Annotated in this window: 21 protein-coding genes; 14 read left to right on the forward strand and 7 right to left on the reverse strand. The window is 63.8% G+C overall.

Features of this window, described 5'->3' with window-relative positions; genetic code table 11:
- The first annotated feature begins 48 nt into the window (after positions 1-48).
- Both AC0L3E_RS07200 and AC0L3E_RS07205 read left to right on the forward strand, forming a co-directional pair.
- Complete coding sequence (locus AC0L3E_RS07200) at positions 49-357, forward strand: hypothetical protein (RefSeq protein ID WP_473604532.1); 309 nt, start codon at positions 49-51, stop codon at positions 355-357.
- Between the two features lie 127 nt (positions 358-484).
- The gene (locus AC0L3E_RS07205; protein ID WP_473604533.1) at positions 485-961 is read left to right on the forward strand and encodes an NUDIX hydrolase; all 477 of its coding nucleotides are present in this window, start codon (positions 485-487) and stop codon (positions 959-961) included.
- Between the two features lie 4 nt (positions 962-965).
- On the opposite strand, the gene AC0L3E_RS07210 is transcribed toward AC0L3E_RS07205, so the two are convergent.
- From AC0L3E_RS07210 to AC0L3E_RS07230, 5 genes are all read right to left on the reverse strand, one after another.
- Positions 966-1,814, reverse strand: a complete 849-nt coding sequence (locus AC0L3E_RS07210) for a citryl-CoA lyase (protein ID WP_473604534.1) — start codon at positions 1,812-1,814, stop codon at positions 966-968.
- On the reverse strand, positions 1,811-2,995 hold the full coding sequence (locus AC0L3E_RS07215; protein ID WP_473604535.1) for a CaiB/BaiF CoA transferase family protein: 1,185 nt from the start codon (positions 2,993-2,995) through the stop codon (positions 1,811-1,813). Before AC0L3E_RS07215 ends, AC0L3E_RS07210 begins: the two co-directional genes overlap by 4 nt.
- Before the next feature lie 15 nt (positions 2,996-3,010).
- Positions 3,011-4,534, reverse strand: coding sequence for a tripartite tricarboxylate transporter permease (locus tag AC0L3E_RS07220; protein ID WP_023812558.1), 1,524 nt, complete (start codon positions 4,532-4,534; stop codon positions 3,011-3,013).
- Between the two features lie 4 nt (positions 4,535-4,538).
- Entirely contained in the window at positions 4,539-5,075 is a 537-nt protein-coding gene (locus tag AC0L3E_RS07225) for a tripartite tricarboxylate transporter TctB family protein (RefSeq protein WP_128308718.1), read from the reverse strand.
- A gap of 122 nt (positions 5,076-5,197) precedes the next feature.
- A complete protein-coding gene (locus AC0L3E_RS07230) occupies positions 5,198-6,172 on the reverse strand; it encodes a Bug family tripartite tricarboxylate transporter substrate binding protein (protein ID WP_127269608.1) in 975 nt (324 codons plus the stop codon).
- A gap of 184 nt (positions 6,173-6,356) precedes the next feature.
- On the opposite strand from AC0L3E_RS07230, the gene AC0L3E_RS07235 reads away from it, so the two are divergent.
- Entirely contained in the window at positions 6,357-7,127 is a 771-nt protein-coding gene (locus AC0L3E_RS07235) for an IclR family transcriptional regulator (RefSeq protein ID WP_127397554.1), read from the forward strand.
- 137 nt (positions 7,128-7,264) lie between these two features.
- Here AC0L3E_RS07235 and AC0L3E_RS07240 read toward each other — a convergent pair whose 3' ends face one another.
- Entirely contained in the window at positions 7,265-7,798 is a 534-nt protein-coding gene (locus AC0L3E_RS07240; RefSeq protein ID WP_128288014.1) for a GNAT family N-acetyltransferase, read from the reverse strand.
- 199 nt (positions 7,799-7,997) lie between these two features.
- Between AC0L3E_RS07240 and AC0L3E_RS07245 the strand changes: the two genes are divergently transcribed.
- The 4 genes from AC0L3E_RS07245 to AC0L3E_RS07260 all read left to right on the forward strand — a co-directional run bounded on the left by AC0L3E_RS07245 (position 7,998) and on the right by AC0L3E_RS07260 (position 11,634).
- Positions 7,998-8,453, forward strand: coding sequence for a DUF2214 family protein (locus tag AC0L3E_RS07245; RefSeq protein ID WP_127328326.1), 456 nt, complete (start codon positions 7,998-8,000; stop codon positions 8,451-8,453).
- Positions 8,454-8,588: 135 nt separating this feature from the next.
- On the forward strand, positions 8,589-9,566 hold the full coding sequence (locus AC0L3E_RS07250; RefSeq protein ID WP_128308717.1) for a tripartite tricarboxylate transporter substrate-binding protein: 978 nt from the start codon (positions 8,589-8,591) through the stop codon (positions 9,564-9,566).
- A 75-nt stretch (positions 9,567-9,641) separates the two neighbouring features.
- On the forward strand, positions 9,642-10,115 hold the full coding sequence (locus AC0L3E_RS07255; protein WP_128308716.1) for a tripartite tricarboxylate transporter TctB family protein: 474 nt from the start codon (positions 9,642-9,644) through the stop codon (positions 10,113-10,115).
- Between the two features lie 10 nt (positions 10,116-10,125).
- Complete coding sequence (locus AC0L3E_RS07260; protein ID WP_473604536.1) at positions 10,126-11,634, forward strand: tripartite tricarboxylate transporter permease; 1,509 nt, start codon at positions 10,126-10,128, stop codon at positions 11,632-11,634.
- Position 11,635: 1 nt separating this feature from the next.
- Here the strand turns inward: AC0L3E_RS07260 and nth are convergent, their stop codons facing one another.
- Complete coding sequence (gene nth / locus AC0L3E_RS07265) at positions 11,636-12,460, reverse strand: endonuclease III (protein ID WP_128307443.1); 825 nt, start codon at positions 12,458-12,460, stop codon at positions 11,636-11,638.
- Positions 12,461-12,482: 22 nt separating this feature from the next.
- Between nth and AC0L3E_RS07270 the strand changes: the two genes are divergently transcribed.
- From AC0L3E_RS07270 to AC0L3E_RS07300, 7 genes are all read left to right on the forward strand, one after another.
- On the forward strand, positions 12,483-12,977 hold the full coding sequence (locus tag AC0L3E_RS07270; RefSeq protein WP_127328318.1) for a DUF2244 domain-containing protein: 495 nt from the start codon (positions 12,483-12,485) through the stop codon (positions 12,975-12,977).
- Positions 12,978-13,101: 124 nt separating this feature from the next.
- On the forward strand, positions 13,102-13,977 hold the full coding sequence (locus AC0L3E_RS07275; RefSeq protein ID WP_024502817.1) for a methylated-DNA--[protein]-cysteine S-methyltransferase: 876 nt from the start codon (positions 13,102-13,104) through the stop codon (positions 13,975-13,977).
- Positions 13,978-14,198: 221 nt separating this feature from the next.
- Complete coding sequence (locus AC0L3E_RS07280; RefSeq protein ID WP_128307444.1) at positions 14,199-14,669, forward strand: hypothetical protein; 471 nt, start codon at positions 14,199-14,201, stop codon at positions 14,667-14,669.
- 21 nt (positions 14,670-14,690) lie between these two features.
- A complete protein-coding gene (locus AC0L3E_RS07285; RefSeq protein WP_128307445.1) occupies positions 14,691-15,083 on the forward strand; it encodes a hypothetical protein in 393 nt (130 codons plus the stop codon).
- The gene (locus AC0L3E_RS07290; RefSeq protein WP_128307446.1) at positions 15,050-15,562 is read left to right on the forward strand and encodes a hypothetical protein; all 513 of its coding nucleotides are present in this window, start codon (positions 15,050-15,052) and stop codon (positions 15,560-15,562) included. The genes AC0L3E_RS07285 and AC0L3E_RS07290 overlap by 34 nt, the downstream gene beginning before the upstream one ends.
- A complete protein-coding gene (locus AC0L3E_RS07295; RefSeq protein ID WP_164898499.1) occupies positions 15,537-16,019 on the forward strand; it encodes a hypothetical protein in 483 nt (160 codons plus the stop codon). Before AC0L3E_RS07290 ends, AC0L3E_RS07295 begins: the two co-directional genes overlap by 26 nt.
- Positions 16,020-16,172: 153 nt before the next feature.
- Positions 16,173-17,078, forward strand: coding sequence for a ribokinase (locus AC0L3E_RS07300; RefSeq protein ID WP_128307448.1), 906 nt, complete (start codon positions 16,173-16,175; stop codon positions 17,076-17,078).

Consider the following 17,078-nt stretch of genomic DNA (forward strand, 5'->3'; position numbering starts at 1 on the left):
CAAACGTCCTATATCAGTGGGCAGAGTTTTTTGCGCGGGAATGAGCGAATGTCGGCACTTCGGCCATCAACGATCTTCACAATGGCAATGCTGGCCACGGCAGTGCTGGCGGGCGTTTGCCTGCCGGCTTCCGCACAAGCGCTCAATTCCGCTACCGGCAACAATGCGCTGATCCGGCAGAACGACCTGCAAATCCTGCAAAACAGGATACAACGGCAGCAATATCAGCAGCAACAACAGCAGAATCGCGCCCAGGACCGCCAGATCGTTCAGCAACCGCCACCGGTCGTGCAGCAGCTCAAGCCAAGCTGCCAGACCCAGATAATCGGCACCACCGCCGTGAGCAATTGCCGCTGACATCAAGGCCTTTTTCGTTTATTTAGCCGACTTAGGTATTTCGGGTGTCTTTCGGCACATGCGAAAGTTTTGGTTTTGCAACGACGCCTTGTCGCGCTATGCGGCATTGCATCGACTGGATCGACGAATGGCAGCCACCAAGAAGAAGGCCGTACGCAAGGCAAAAAAGGGCGAGAGGATCCGCCAGGTGGCGGCTATTCCCTTTCGGCTGACCGCGCGCGGCGACATCGAGGTTATGCTGGTCACGTCGCGTACCACCAGGCGCTTCATCGTCCCCAAGGGCTGGCCGATGAAGGGCAAGAGCGGGCGCAAGGCGGCCACCATCGAGGCACAGGAGGAAGCCGGCGTGCTCGGCAAGACGCTGAAGCAGCCGGCGGGCACCTATTCCTACTGGAAGCGGCTGGCCAATCGCTTTGTCCGCGTCGACGTCATCGTCTTTCTGCTCGAGGTAACGGAGGAATTGGCCGACTGGCAGGAAGCCAAACGACGCCAGCGGGCCTGGCTGGCGCCAGCCGATGCGGCCATGCTCATCGACGAGCCGGATCTTTCAACGCTGGTGAAGACACTGAAGATCCCTCAACCTGTGCCGGTGGACCAGGCGTAAAGCCTCACTCGCCGGGCTCATCGCTTTCGGGAAACGGCCGCACCGGCGTGCCGGTATAGGTCCACAGCCATTCGCGCGGCAGCGGCCCTTTGTTTCGCTCGGCCTGCTGCGACTGCTCCCAGGCATGCGCAAGGATGCCGACCGAGCGCGACAGCACGAAAAGCCCTCGCGTCAGCGCTGGCGGAAAACCGAGTTCGCCATAGATGACGGCGGTGGCGCCATCGATGTTGAGCGGTATTTTTTTCCTCTTGCGTCGCGCGACGTCCGCCTCGATCGCTTCTGCAATATCGACGAAACGTCCATTGACGGCACCGCGCACGGCAAATTCGCGGGTCAGTTCCAGCAAGCGCGGCGCGCGCGGGTCGACGGGATGGAAGCGATGTCCGAGCCCCGGCACATAGCCCTTCTCCTCGGCGAAGAACCGGTCGAGCCGTGTCGAGACCGCTTCATTCAGCGTCATCCCGGCATCGATTGCCACGGCAATGTCACCATAGAAGGAAAGCGCCTGCTCGCCGGCGCCACCGTGCACGTCGCCGAGAACGTTGATGGCCGAGGCCATGGCGCTGTTGATACCGACGCCGCAGGTTGCGGCCATGCGCGCGATGGCGATCGATGGCGCCTGCGGTCCGTGGTCGACGGCGGCTCCCAAGGCAATGCCGAGCAACTCTGCCTGGTCCTCGCCGGGCAGTTCGCCGCGCAGCATCAGCCAGATGACAGCCGGGAAGCTGACGCGGCCGATCAGATCCTGGATCTCGTAGCCGCGCAGCCGGATGACACCAGGCCGCATCTCGATGATGTCGGTCTGCCACCATTCCTCGCCGCGCTCACGGCCCGTCTTCTCCGTGTCGCTCATGCGCCTGCCTTTGTCTTGGCGCGGGGTGGCAGGTCGGCGAACACCTCGCCCATATGTTCGCCGAGCGCCGGCGGCGGCTTTGTCGGCAACGGCGCCTCGCCATCGACCATGAAGCCGCCGCGCAGAACGGTCAGCGGCTTGTCCATGCCGGCCACATCGTCGAAATTCGCGGTCACCCGGCGTTCGAGCACTTGCGGCTCGCCCAGCACTTGCGGGATCGTCAGCACCCTGCCGGCGGGCACCCCGGCGCGATTGAGCATCTCTTCCCAGGCAGCCGCCGAGGCGTCCGCCAGGGCGTCCTCGATTTCGACTTTAAGCGCCGCACGGTTGCGCTTGCGCGTCTCGCGCTCGGCAAAGCGGACATCGGAGGCCAGTTCCGGCCGGCCAATCAGCCGGCACAGCGCCACGAACTGCTCCTGCTTGTTGGCGGCGATGTTGACGAGCCCGTCGCCGGTGCGAAACGTACCGGAGGGTGCCGCCGTCATGTTCTCATTGCCCATCGGCTTGGGGTCGATGCCTGCGGTCAGATAGTTGGAAACCGGCCAGCCAAGCGCGGAAAGTGTGCATTCGAGCATCGAGACGTCGAGAAAGGCACCCTCGCCGCTCGTCTTCTGCCGCACCAGCGCCGAGGTAATTGCGAACGCGCCGACCAGTCCGCCAAGCGTGTCGGCCACGGGATAGCCGACCCGCAGCGGCGCCGTTTCCGGTGTTCCGGTGATGCTCATGATCCCCGACAGGCCCTGGATGATCTGGTCATAGGCGGGATTGTCGCGCATCGGCCCGGTCTGGCCGAAACCCGATATCGCGCAATAGACGAGGCCTGGACGGACCGTCTTCAGCGCCTCGTAACCAAGCCCCAGCCGATCCATCACGCCCGGGCGGAAATTCTCCACCAGGGCGTCGGCGCTGGCCACCAGATCGAAAAAGCGCTCGCGATCGGCTTGCTGCTTGAGGTCGAGCACCACCGACCGTTTGCCGGCGTTCTGCGCCAGGAACGATGCGCCCATGCCGGCGCTGTTCAGCTTTGGCGAGCCGCCGAGCTGGCGGGCCAGGTCGCCGCCTTGCGGCGCCTCGACCTTGATCACATCGGCGCCGAGCAGCGCCAGCTGATAGGCGCAGTAGGGACCAGCCAGGACGTTGGTCAGGTCGAGGACGCGGATACCGGAAAGCAATTCTGTCATGGCATCATGGATCGATCAGGCATCGCCGGGCACATGCTCCGGTCCGCGCCGACGCCGATGCTCGATGAAGGCCCAGATATGCGGGCCGGCGAGGCCGATGAAGGCGAGCGTCAGCAGCGTCAGCGACAGCTTGTGGGTGTAAAACACCGACCAGTCGCCATTCGAGATGGTCATCGCCCGGCGGAACTGGGTTTCGGCGAGCGGTCCAAGGATCATGCCGATAATGACGGGCGCGGTCGGGAAATCGAAGCGCCGCATCAGGAAGCCGGCGGCCCCCAGGAGATAGAGGATGACGAGGTCGATGGGCGATTGCGAAATACCATAGGTGCCGACCGTCGCGAACACCAGGATGCCGGCATAGAGCTGCGGCGCCGGGATTTTCAAAAGCCGCACCCACAGGCCGATCAGCGGCAGGTTGAGGATGACCAGGATGACGTTGGCGATGAACAGGCTGGCGATCAGCCCCCAGACGAGATCGCCCTGGGTCGTGAGAAGCAGCGGTCCGGGGTTGATGCCGTAGCTCTGGAAGGCCGACAGCATGATCGCCGCAGTCGCCGAGGTCGGCAGGCCAAGCGTCAGCATAGGCACCAGCACGCCGGCTGCGGAGGCATTGTTGGCGGCCTCGGGGCCGGCAACGCCCTCGATGGCGCCGACCGTGCCGAACTCCTCCTTGTGCTTCGACAGCTTCTTTTCGATGGCATAGGACAGGAAGGTCGGGATTTCGGCGCCGCCGGCCGGCATGGCGCCGATCGGGAAGCCGATCGCAGCGCCGCGCAGCCAGGGTTTCCACGAACGCCCCCACTCGGCCGCCGTCATGTAGAGCGAGCCCTTCAGCGGCACGATCTCGTCCTTGCCGGCATAGCGGCGCGAGGCCATGTAGAGCGTCTCGCCGACGGCAAACAGGCCGACCGCGGCAATGATGACATCGACGCCATCAAGCAGTTCGTTCGTGCCGAAGGTGAAGCGCGGCTGGCCGGTCTGCAGGTCGACGCCGATCATGCCGATGACGAAGCCGGCGAACAGGCTGGTCAGGCCGCGTACGGAAGACGAGCCGAGCACCGCCGAAACGGTGATGAAGGCCAGCACCATCAAAGAGAAATATTCGGCCGGACCAAAGGCCAATGCGAATTTGACCACCACCGGCGCCAGGAAAGCGACGCCCATCGTGCCGATCGTGCCGGCGACGAACGAACCGATCGCCGAGGTGGCGAGTGCCGCGCCGCCGCGCCCGGAGCGCGCCATCCTGTTGCCTTCCAACGCAGTGACGATGGTGGCACTTTCGCCGGGCGTGTTGAGCAGGATCGACGTCGTCGAACCACCATACATGGCGCCGTAGTAGATGCCGGCGAACAGGATGAAGGATGCCTCCGGCGCCACCTGATAGGTGATCGGCAAAAGCAGCGCGATGGTCAGCGCCGGCCCAAGACCGGGCAGCACGCCGATGGCGGTACCGAGTGTGGTGCCAAGCAGGCACCACAGAAGGTTGACCGGGGTGAAGGCAACCGAGAAGCCATGTGCGAGATGTCCGAGCGTTTCCATGACGTCAGCCCCTCAACATGGTGATGAACGCATCGATGACCGTGTTCAGCTGGTTCTCGATGAAACCGGCACCGATGTTGACGCCAAGCGCCCTGGCGAAGCCGAAATAGGCGGCCAGCGCCAGGATCAGGCCGAGCACTGCGTCACGCAGCGTGCGCTTGCTGCCGAAGCCGTAGCAGACCAGAACGAACATGATGACGGATGCCGCCGTGAAGCCGAGCGGCCGGATGAGCAGCAGATTGGCGATCAGGCCGATGACGACGAAGCCCATCGCCTTCCAGTCGGTCGGCGTCTCCTTTTCCTCCTCCGGCTGCCAGCCGCCGCGAAGCGCGGCAAGGATGAGCAACAGCGAAAGAACCACCAGGCCGAACATGGTGAGGTAGGGAAAGACGGTCGGGCCGACCTTGGAGTAGAGCGGCGACACCGGGATTGCCAGCGTCTGCCAGGCGACGGCGCCGGCGCAGGCCAGGAGCCCGATGCCTATCAACAATTCCGGCACGGCAAGGCGCCACGGCGCCGACTGCTGGTCGCTGGTGCTCATCGGTATCCTCCCAAGATGGCCGGCATCCTCCAGCCCGCCGCATCCGCAGTTTCGCCGCATCATATGTCCATGCGGCAGGCGAGATGGGAAGGGGGCGGCACTCTAACCGCCCCCTGAAGACATCAGGCGAGGCCGAGATCCTTGAGGATCGCGGTGATGCGGGCCGTGTCCTCGGTGAGGAATTTTGCGTAGTCGTCGCCAGTCAAAAGGATGGGCGTCCAGTTGCGGTTTTTGCATTCGGTTGCCCATGCATCGCTCTTGGCCATGGTCTCGATCATTGTGACCATCGCCGCCTTGTCGGCGTCGGAAACGCCGGGCGGTGCGAAGACGCCGCGCCAGTTGAACAGTTCGACATCGATGCCGGCTTCCTTCATCGTCGGTGCGTCGATGCCGTCCTGACGCTTGTCAGCCGAGATGGCGAGCAGCCTGAGCGCACCTGCCTTGACCTGCTCCGAGAACTCGCCGAAGCCGGAAATGCCGGCCGCGACCTGGTTGCCGAGCAGCGCCGACAGCGCCTCGCCGCCGCCGGCGAACGGCACATAGGAGAGGTTGGTTGCCGGAACGCCGACCGTCTTGGCGATCAGGCCGAACAGGATGTGATCGGAACCGCCTGCCGAGCCGCCGGCGACAGGAACCTTTGTCGGATCGGCCTTGAGCGCGGCGACGAAATCAGCGGCCGTCTTGAACGGTGACTCCGCCGGCACGACCAGGGCCTCGAACTCGCCGGTGAGGCGGGCGATCGGGGTGACTTGCGTCAGATTGTTCGCGGCCTTGTTGGCAATGATGGCGCCAACCATGACCATGCCGGCAACCATCAGGGAATTGCCTTTGCCGTTCCACTGGCTGATGAATTGCGGCAGCCCGACAGTGCCGCCGGCGCCGCCGACATTGGTGATCTGCGAACCCGAGATCAGCTTTTCACTGCGCAGCACCTGGTCGATCGTGCGCGCCGTCTGGTCCCAGCCGCCACCCGGTGCGGCAGGCACGAAGAGCTGTATCTGGGGCGCGCCTTCGGCGTAAGCGGGAGAAAGATGCGACGTCATCAGCCCGGCACCCACGGCTGCGGTGCTCATCAAAAATCTGCGTCTGTTCAGCATGGGGATTCCTCCAAATCACGACACCTCCTCCGGTGCCCGCCAAAACGCGCCTGCATCCAGACCCGTCATCGATTTCAAGCAGATGTTACGGAGTTCTGTCAACGGAAACGATATTCTACTGGACAGAACGATTTGGCGGCGCGACAGAGTCGCGTCGCTCGGCTTTCTTCAAACTGGAACCACCATGGACTCGCCAAGCAAATCGGCAGATGGGGAAATAGATCGCACCTCGGCGGACGGTGTTGCCGCGCTTGATCGGGCCATTGCCATCCTCGATGCTTTCACCACGGATGACCGGTCGCTCAGCCTGGCCGAAATCGCGGCGCGCACCGGCCTCTACAAGAGCACCATCCTGCGGCTTGCGAATTCCCTCATGCGCGGACGATTGCTCGAGCGCCTCGACAATGGACGCTACCGCGTCGGACCCGCGACCTTTCGGCTCGGTGCGCTCTACCAGCGTTCGGTCGTGGCGGTCGATATCCTGCTGCCGATCATGCGCGATCTTTCCGAGCGAAGCTGGGAGAGCGTTGCCTTCTATGTTCGCTCGGGCGACGTCCGCACCTGTCTCTACCGCGTCGAATCCAAGCACCCGATCCGCTACACGATACGCGAAGGCGACGTATTGCCTTTGCTGCTCGGCTCGGGAGGCCGCGTGCTCGCAGCGTTTTCGGGCCAGCAGGGCGAACCTTACGAGACCATCCGCAAGACCTGCAACTGCCTCGCCGTGGGCGACCGCGACCCCGAGACGGGGGGCGTGTCGGCGCCGGTGTTCGGCCCGGGAGGCGTCCTGCTCGGCGCCTTGACCCTGGCTGGACCCAGCACGCGCGTCGACGCGGCATTTCTGCAGCGCATGAAGCGTCCGCTGCTCGAGGCGGCGGCCCGCGCCACCCGCGCCTTCGGCGAGGACGCCTCCATGCTCGAGCGGGCAAGCCTGGCAGCGGACGCCATGCCGTAGAACACGTTCTCGTTGGAAGCCCCGCTCAAGTCAGTTTGACCAGGCCACAGCGGTTCTTGGCGCGGCCCGCCTCGTCATCATTGCTGGCGACAGGCGCCATCATGCCGGCGCCGGCAGCTGTCAGCCCGCCGCTCAGGTCACCGCGCCAGCAGGATGGTCGGAGTGTCGTGATAGGTGGTCTTCACCACTTCCCGGTAACCGCACTTCGCAGCCACCCTCAGCGACGCGCCGTTTTCCGGATCGATGATGCAGACGGTCTTCTCGCGCCCGAAAATCTCTTCGCTCCACGACAGGATGCGGCCAACCACCTCGGTGGCGAAGCCCGCCCCGTGCACGGCCGGAACCAGCGCCCACCCGGCCTCGGGAATGCCTTCGATCGATGGTTCCATATCGCGCTTCAGGTCGTGAAACCCGGCCTCGCCGATGAAGCGTCCGGTCGCCTTCTCCTCAATCGCCCAGAAGCCATAGCCGAGCAGCGACCACAGGCCGGCGTGACGCAGGAAGCGCATCCAGCTTTCTTCGCGCGTGCGCGGCTTGCCGCCGATGAAGCGGGTGACGACGGGATCGGTCCACATCGCGGCATAGGTGTCGAAATCATCCAGCCGGTGTGCCCGCAGGATGGTGCGCTTCGTTTCGATGACAGGGGCGCTGGTCGCTTGTGGATTGTTCATGGGATCTGCCTTGTACGGATCGCCAGCGCTTAGCAAATCGCCGGTGCGGCGCAAGGGGCCAGCGCAACACGGCCCATCATCCAGGCGCCGCTATGGGAATTTTGCGAGACGGTGTTATTTTTTCACGGCAGGCCGATTCAACGCCTGCCAGCGCGACCTTTCAGGCGCGCATTGCTGCCGTCAAACCCAGGGAAAGAGCATGGACACCACCGATCTTGTGCTTGCGATCTTCCATCATCTGCTGGTGTTTTCGTTGGCGGGAATCATCGGCGCCGAATTCGTCCTGATCCGCGGCGATCTGGGCACTGCGACGCTCAAGAGGCTCGCCGGCATCGACCGCCATTACGGCATCATTGCCACGCTGATCATCGTCGTCGGCATCGGCCGCGTCTTCTATGGCCTCAAGGGCTGGGAATTCTACGTCCACAATTGGGTGTTCTGGGCCAAGATAGCGGCGTTCGTCGTGGTCGGCCTGCTGTCGATCATCCCGACCGTCCGCTTCATATCCTGGAGCAGGCAGGCGAGCGGCAATGCCTCGTTCCAGGTGCCGGCGGCCGAGCTTGCGTCCGTGAAGACTTACATCCGCGCCGAAGCTTTCATCTTCCTGCTCATCCCGGTCTTCGCCGCCGCGATGGCGCGTGGCTACGGCTATTAGGATGGCGCCCATCAGCAGTTTGCCGTTTGAGTCCGGTTGCAATCTGTTAATTTGCGCTAGTTGTTGCTCCATCTGCAGGGTGTTGAGAGGACCCCGCGCAGCGGTTGGAGATTTACGCATTGGGAGGAGATCACGATGAGAAGATTTGTCGCCACTCTGGCTGCTGCTGCGGCCGTCGCGCTTTATGGGTTCACTGCCGGCGCGCAGACCTATCCTGAACGCACCATCACCGTTGTGGTGCCGTTTGCAGCCGGCGGCCCGACCGACACGGTCACGCGCCTCGTCGCCGAAGCGATGTCGAAGGATCTCGGCCAGCAGGTCATCGTCGAAAATGTCGGCGGCGCCGGCGGCACTCTGGGTGCCGGTCGCGTCGCCAACGCCGAGCCGGACGGTTATACGCTGCTGCTCCATCATATAGGCATGGCGACAAGTGCGACGCTGTACAGAAAGCTCGCCTACGACACGCTGAACGCCTTCGAATATGTCGGCCTCGTCACCGAGGTGCCGATGACCATCGTCGGCCGCAAGGACCTGGGGCCCACCGACCTCAAGGGGTTGGTGGAGTACGCCAAGGCCAACAAGGATTCCATAACCGTCGCCAATGCCGGCATCGGTGCGGCCTCGCATCTATGCGGCATGCTGTTCATGAGCGCCATCAAGACGCCGCTGGTCACCGTGCCCTACAAGGGCACCGGCCCGGCCATGACCGATCTTCTCGGCGGCCAGGTCGACATCATGTGCGACCAGACGACCAACACCACCAAGCAGATCCAGGGCGGCACCATCAAGGCCTATGCCGTCACCTCGCCGGAACGCCTCGATGTGCTGAAGGACGTGCCGACGACGGTGGAAGGCGGCCTTCCCGATGTGCAGGTCGGCATCTGGCATGGTCTCTATGCACCCAAGGGCACGCCGGCCGAGATCACCGAACGCCTGTCGAAATCGCTGCAGGTCGCGCTGAAGGACCAGAACGTCGCCGCCCGCTTCGCCGAACTCGGCACCAAGCCGTCGCTCGAGGCCGATGCCACGCCCGCCGCACTGAAGGCCAAGCTGGAAAGCGAGATCGCGCGCTGGAAGCCGATCATCGAAGCCGCCGGCCAGTACGCCGACTGAGATTTGAATAGGGGCGCCACCAGCGCCCCTATTTCGCTCGGCATCGCTACCCCAGTGCGGGCTTGGAGAACCATCATGAAACCTTTCGCGATCGACAGGGCCAACGGCCTGTGCGCCGCCCTGTTCATCGGTTTTGGCGCATCGTTCGCGCTGCAATCGCTCGGTCTCGAAATCGGCACCGCCTTGCGCATGGGGCCAGGCTATTTTCCGCTGGTCCTGGCGATCGTGCTGATCCTGCTTGGCGCGGTCATTCTCGTCCAGGCCGTACGCGTCGAGGGCGAAGCGATCGGGCACGTTGCGTGGCGCGGCATGCTGCTCATCCTGCCTGCTCCGATCTTCTTCGGCCTGACAGTGCGCGGCCTCGGATTCATCCCGTCGATCTTCCTGACGGCGCTGATCGCGTCGTTTGCCAGCCGCCGCATGAAGCCATTGACCGCGCTCGTGCTGTCGGCCGGTCTGACGTTGTTTGCCTTCCTCGTCTTCAGCTACGCGCTCGGCCTGCCGTTCCGCCGCTTCGGCCCGTGGCTGGCCCCAGGGTCGGCATCGTGAGGCGATGAGCATGAATCTCCTCGACAACCTCGCGCTCGGCTTTTCGACGGCGACGTCGTTGACCAACCTCGGTTTCTGCCTGATCGGCGTCCTTCTCGGCACGCTGATCGGCGTCCTGCCCGGCATCGGCGCCACCGCGACCATCGCCATGCTTCTGCCCATCACCTTCCAGATCGGCGATCCGGTCTCCTCCCTCATCATGCTCGCCGGCATCTATTACGGTGCGCAATATGGCGGCTCGACCACCGCCATTCTCATCAACATGCCGGGCGAATCCTCGTCCGCCGTGACCGCGATCGACGGCTACCAGATGGCCAGGAACGGCCGCGCCGGAGCGGCCCTCGCGATCGCGGCCATCGGCTCGTTCTTTGCCGGCACGGTGTCGACGTTCCTCGTCGCCATCTTTGCCCCGCCGCTGACGGCGATCGCGCTGAAATTCGGCGCGGCCGAGTATTTTTCGCTGATGGTCGTCGGCTTGGTTTCGTCCGTCGCACTCGCCCACGGCTCTATCGTCAAGGCGCTGGCCATGGTCGTGCTCGGCCTTCTGCTCGGCATTGTCGGCACCGACATCTACACCGGCACGCCGCGCTTCACGCTTGGAATCCGGGAATATGCCGACGGCTTGAATTTCGTTGCGGTGGCGGTCGGCGTCTTTGGCGTCGCCGAGATCCTGCGCAACCTCGAAAACGAGGATGAGCGTTCCGTGATGATCCGCAAGGTCACCGGCCTTATGCCGACCCGCGAGGACTTTCGGCGCATGGCAGCGCCCATCGTGCGCGGAACGATCATCGGTTCGGCGCTCGGCATCCTGCCGGGAGGCGGCGCGATCCTGGCAGCTTTTGCGTCATACACGGTCGAAAAACGCGTCTCGAAAAACCCGCAGGAGTTCGGCAAGGGCGCCATCGAAGGCGTCGCCGGACCGGAATCGGCCAACAATGCCGGTGCGCAGACCTCCTTTATCCCGATGCTGACGCTCGGCATTCCAGCCAACCCGGTCATGGCGCTGATGATCGGCGCAATGATCATCCAGGGCATCGTGCCCGGCCCCAATGTTGCGACCGAACAGCCGGCGCTGTTCTGGGGCATCATCGCCTCGATGTGGATCGGCAATCTGATGCTGATCGTCCTCAACCTGCCGCTGATCGGGCTTTGGGTGAAGTTGCTGACGATCCCCTATTACGTGCTTTTCCCGATCATCATGGCGTTCTGCTCGATCGGCGTCTACAGCGTCAACAGCAACGTCTACGACCTCTATGCCGTCGCCTTCTTCGGCTTCCTCGGCTATCTCCTGACCAAGCTGCGCTGCGAACCGGCGCCGCTGCTGCTCGGCTTCGTGCTCGGCCCGCTGCTCGAGGAAAACCTGCGCCGCGCCATGATCCTCTCGCGCGGCGACCCGAGCACCTTCTTGACCAGACCGATCAGCGCCGGCCTGCTCCTCATCGCGCTCGCCGTGCTCGCCGTCGTCTTCCTGCCGGCGGTCAGGAAAAAGCGCGAAGAGGTGTTTGTGGAGGAGAGTTGAATTACGCCGTCGTTCCGCTTCGGTCCTGGATCTCTTCGACAGGGTCGAGCGGTGCGATCGGCACCAGCGGTGCCGGCACATCGGTCGTCTTGACCTCGGCCTTGCAGATGTCGGCGATGACGCAGGCCGGGCAATCCGGCTTGCGCGCCTTGCAGACGTAGCGGCCATGCAGGATCAGCCAGTGATGTGCATGGCGCATATATTCGTCCGGAATGATCTTCAACAATCCTTGCTCGACCTGTTCCGGCGTCTTGCCGGGCGCCAATCCGAGCCGGTTGCCGATACGGAGAATGTGCGTGTCGACCGCCATCGTGTGCTGGCCGAAGGCCATGTTGAGCACGACATTGGCGGTCTTGCGCCCGACCCCGGGCAGCTTGACCAATTCATCGCGACTGTCGGGTACCTCGCCGCCATGGTCGCGGATCAGCGCCTGCGACAGCGCAATCACATTCTTCGCCTTGTTGCGCCACAGCCCGATGGTGCGGATATATTCGCCGACCCTTGCCTCCCCCAGCGCCAGCATCTTGTGCGGCGTATCGGCGGCCTTGAACAGCGCCCGCGTCGCCTTGTTGACGCCGGCATCCGTCGCTTGCGCCGACAGCACCACCGCGACCAACAGCGTGAAGGCGTTGACATGTTCGAGCTCGCCCTTCGGCTCGGGCCGCTGGACGGAAAAGCGCCGGAATATCTCGTGCACTTCGGCCGGGCTGTAACGCGACGAGCTCCGCACCGGCCGCGGGCGTGGCTTGACGTTCGACCCATTGCGTCGTGCGGGCAACAACTCTTTTTTGGACAGGGAAGAATCTTTGGACTTGGGGCTTGCCATTTCCCTCCTATAATATCCCCTCATGAGCGACACAAACGCCTCGTTTCAGGCCGACGAGCCATTCTTTCAGGCGCTACTCACCCCGCACCGGTCTCTGGGCCGGACAGGCTTCTTCATCCTGATGGGCGCGCTGCTGTTCGGCTGGCTGGTGACAGGCGCGGTTTTCCTGTCGCGCGGCGCCTGGCCGGTGTTCGGCTTCTTCGGCCTCGACGTGGTCGCCGTCTACATCGCCTTTCGCATCAACTATCGTGCCGCTCGCGCACGCGAGGAAGTCTCGGTCTCGCGCACCAGCCTCGACATCCGCAAGACCGCCCCCTCGGGGAAATCGGAGGCGCATCGCTTCAATCCGTTCTGGGCGCGGTTTTCGGTGGCCCGTCACGCCGAGATCGGCATCACAGGGATGACGGTGGAAGGCCAAGGGCAGAACGTGCCGATCGGATCGTTCCTGGACCCCGATTCCCGCGAGAGTTTTGCCACCGCCTTTTCGCGGGCGCTGGCGACCGCCAAGGCACGCTGAGCCAGCCACGAGCGGTTCCTGGGCTCGAATCCCGTGCCTATCTGGGTATGCGCCGCAGGAAGGCAAGTTTCGGGTGGCGATCGACGCCCCGAGGGGCGATATTCCGGCTCAAGGAGACAGTTCCATGAGCACACACACCGCGGTCCTCAAAAAGGACATCACGCCTGAAGGCAGCGACTACGAAATCGTGCGCCGTGCCATCGAGAAGATCAGTCTCGACTATCGCGATCAGCCTTCCCTTGAAGAACTGGCCGAGGAGGTTGGCGAGACTCCGACCGGCCTGCAAAAACTCTTCACCCGCTGGGCCGGCCTGTCGCCCAAGGCCTTCCTGCAGGCGGTGACGCTGGACCATGCGCGCAGGCTGCTCGATTCCGGCATGCCGCTGCTCGAGACCTCGTTCGAACTGGGCATGTCCGGCCCGGGCCGGCTGCATGACCTGTTCGTCACCCATGAGGCGATGTCGCCGGGCGACTACAAGACACGCGGCGCCGGGCTCACCATCCGCTACGGCTTCCATTCCTCGCCATTCGGCACCGCCCTGATCATGGCCACCGAGCGCGGGCTCGCCGGCCTCGCCTTCAGCGACCCCGGCGAGGAACGCGCCGCCTTCGCCGACATGTCCAGCCGCTGGCCGAACGCCATCTATGTCGAGGACATGACTGCTACCGGTCCCTATGCCGCCCGTATCTTCGACCCGACGCTGTGGCGCCCCGACCAGCCGCTGCATGTCGTCATGATCGGCACCGACTTCCAGGTTCGCGTCTGGGAGGCGCTGCTCAAGATCCCGATGGGTAAGGCCCGCACCTATTCCTCGATCGCGGCCAGCATCGGCGCACCGTCCGCCAGCCGTGCGGTCGGTGCGGCCAACGGCGCCAATCCGCTCTCTTTCGTGGTGCCTTGTCACCGCGCCATCGGTAAATCAGGCGATCTCACCGGCTATCACTGGGGCCTGACCCGCAAGCGCGCCATTCTGGGCTGGGAAGCCGGGCAGGTATCGTAATATCGATTTTCCTCGATATTGCGAAGGAAAACATGGCTATATCGGCCTTATTAAGTATAAGCGCGATTTAGACTGTGGTTTCTGCCGTTGCAACCGAGGGCAACCTGCGGTCCCTGTAGTTGTTATTTTAAGCCGTTATTTTAGGTAACTCTAAATTAACCACGATAAAGTGATGATGCCCTCATATTAATCCGGACGATCCGGCTTGATAGGAGGTCCCGATGACATTGTTTCGCGCCGCCTGCGGCGCAGCTCTGCTGGTTGCCAGCATCGACGAGGCCGCGTTGGCCGCGACACAGAATGTCATCTTCAATGGCACGATCGCGCCCACCTGCACGCTTGTCGTTGCCACCAACGGCACGATGACGGCCAGCCCCGATCTCCAGTCCCTCAGTTCCCACAACAGCGGCGGCTCGGCTGGGACCGTGACGCTGACGACGACCGGAGGTGTGTCGCTCAGCGTCGATCCGGTCACCACCATGACGGTGCCATCGGCAGACAGCACGTCGACGACCTGGACGCCGACCTACTCCGCCACCGGCGCGCATGCCATCGTCGAGACCGGCTCGGCAACCAGCATCACCACACCCGGCGCCGACCTCGTCTCGGTTCACCTCGCCGGAACCAAAGGCGGCAGCAATCGCTTCGCCAACGGCAATTATCAGGCAACGGTAACGCTGCGCTGCGAATGACGCGCAGCGAAGGAGGGGTCGTTGAAACATGTTCGAATCCTGGCGACGGCATTGGCCGTCGGATTGGCGCCCATTGCCGCCAAGGCCCAATCGATGTCGCCGATGCGTGGCGAGATCAACAGCTTCACCGACGTCTTCGCGGTCCGCATCTTCCCTGCCAATCCCTACGACCGGAAGATCCGGGTCGAAATCCACGTCTACGATCAGGATTTTCAGCCGGTAGATGCCAGAATCTCTCCAAATGTCTTCCAGCTGGCTTCCCAGGCTTCCCGTTCTGTCCTTGTGGTCGTGCCCTTTGACGGCGCGGCCGAGCGTAAAGTGCGTATCTGTACCGAAAGCATCCCCTTTCCCGATCAACAGACGCAGATAAGGGCACAGATATGCGGAAAGTTCTTTGGGCGCCGCAAGTCCTGACACTGGCGCTCGCGGCTGCTTGGGCGGGTGCCTCGCCGGCCGGGGCCGAGGACGTCTACAACCTCAACCAGAATGAGAGCGGCTTCAACCTGCCCGGTGTCACCTTGCCCCAGGGTCAGGACGAGGTCCGTGCCGCGGACGGCACCACATGCCGTTCCGCCGTCTCCGGCTCCGGGGCCTATGTCGATCTCGGCGTTATCAGAGGCAACAGCCAGTCCGACAATGATGTCGCCACTTACGGCCGGGTGGTGATCCCGATCGGGCGTACGCCGAAGCGCGTCGATTGCAGCCGTCTCTATGAGCTTGAGGTCGAGCGCCTGCAGTTGGAACTGAAGCTCCTCAAAATGGGCCTCGGCGCCGACGGCCAGACGGCGAGCGTGGCCGCCAGCGCTTCCACGGCCGCGTCACCGGGGTGGGCCAATGAAGGCTGGAGCATCAGGACCGGAAATGGCGATGGCAAGAAAAAGAAGAAGCAGTAGCCGCGCGCTGTTTGCGATGGCTGCACTTGCCGGTTCCTGCCTTCCGGTGCAGGCGGCGATCATCGGCACCTGCACCATCATGGTCGGGGCGTCCGGAACGATGAAGGCCAATCCCGCCATCAGCATACTGAGCTCCAAACAGGCAGGCGGATCGAGCGCCAGCGCCACCGTGGTGGCAAGTTCCCTGTTGTGCTCGATACTTAACCTGCTTGACTGCTATTCGGTTTCGGCGCCGGCGCCTGCCGCATTCTCCTCCGCACCGAGCGGCGGCGGCACCAACGTGATCTTCGCTTCAGTCTTCCGCCTCGATGGCTCGGGGGTCGATGTCAACGGAAGTGTGCCGCAAAGGGTTGCCAACGGCACCCACGCGATGCAGGTCGACCTCACCGCCACCAAGTCGAGCGGTATCTTTCCCGCCGGCAACTATCAGGGCACGGTCACCGTGCGCTGCGAATAAGGCCACGACACCTCAAATCGGACTGGACCATGCGCGTGGTCTGGCAAGCCGCGGCCTTACAGGTTAGCTTTCACGCAATCGGAACGATCTGCGTTCGCCCGGACGCACGAAGACGCTCCGATATTTTGAATTTGCGTTGCCAGGAGGCCCTGCTTGATTATCGTCATCGGCTCGATCAACCTCGACCTTATCGCCAAGGTCGACCGCTTGCCGAGCCCCGGCGAGACGGTGGGCGGCTCAGCCTTCACCACCGCGCCCGGGGGCAAGGGCGCTAACCAGGCACTGGCCGCCGCACGCGCCGGCGCCTCGGTGCGCATGGTCGGCGCCGTCGGCAGGGACAGCTTCGCAGCCGAGGCACTGGCCTTGCTGCGCGACGGCAAGGTCGACCTGTCCGGCGTTGCCGAGACTCACGCCTCGACCGGCACGGCACTGATCATGGTCGCCGACGACGGCGAAAACATCATCGCCGTGGTGCCGGGCGCCAACGCTTCCGTGGTGCCAGGCGATCTCTCCAAGGCCTTTCTGAAAAAAGGCGACGTCGTGCTGCTGCAAAATGAGATTCCGCTGGCCACCGTCGATGCCGCCCTCGACCAGGCAAGGGTGGCCGGCGCCATCACCGTGCTCAACACGGCGCCTTTCCAGGGGCAGGCAGCCGGCTTTCTCGGCAAGGCGGACTATGTCGTCGCCAACGAAACCGAGTTCGACCTCTATGGCGAAGCGCTGTCGCTGCAAGGCCGCGACCGGGCGGCCCGCATGCGCGACTTTGCCGGAAAGACCGGCCGCACCGCCGTCGTCACGCTCGGCGGCGACGGCGTGATGGCGGCGACACCGACCGAGTTCCTGGCCGTTGCTGCGCGCAAGATAACCCCTGTCGACACGGTCGGCGCCGGCGACACGTTCTGCGGCTATTTCGCTGCCAGCCTGTCGTCGGGCCTCGCGCTCGAACAGGCGCTGGCGCGCGCCGGCGCGGCCGGTTCGCTGGCCTGCCTGAAGCCTGGCGCCCAACCGGCGATCCCGCTCGCCAAAGACGTCGATCAGGCGCTGCAGGAAACCCATTAA

This window comes from Mesorhizobium sp. WSM4822 (assembly GCF_055811155.1).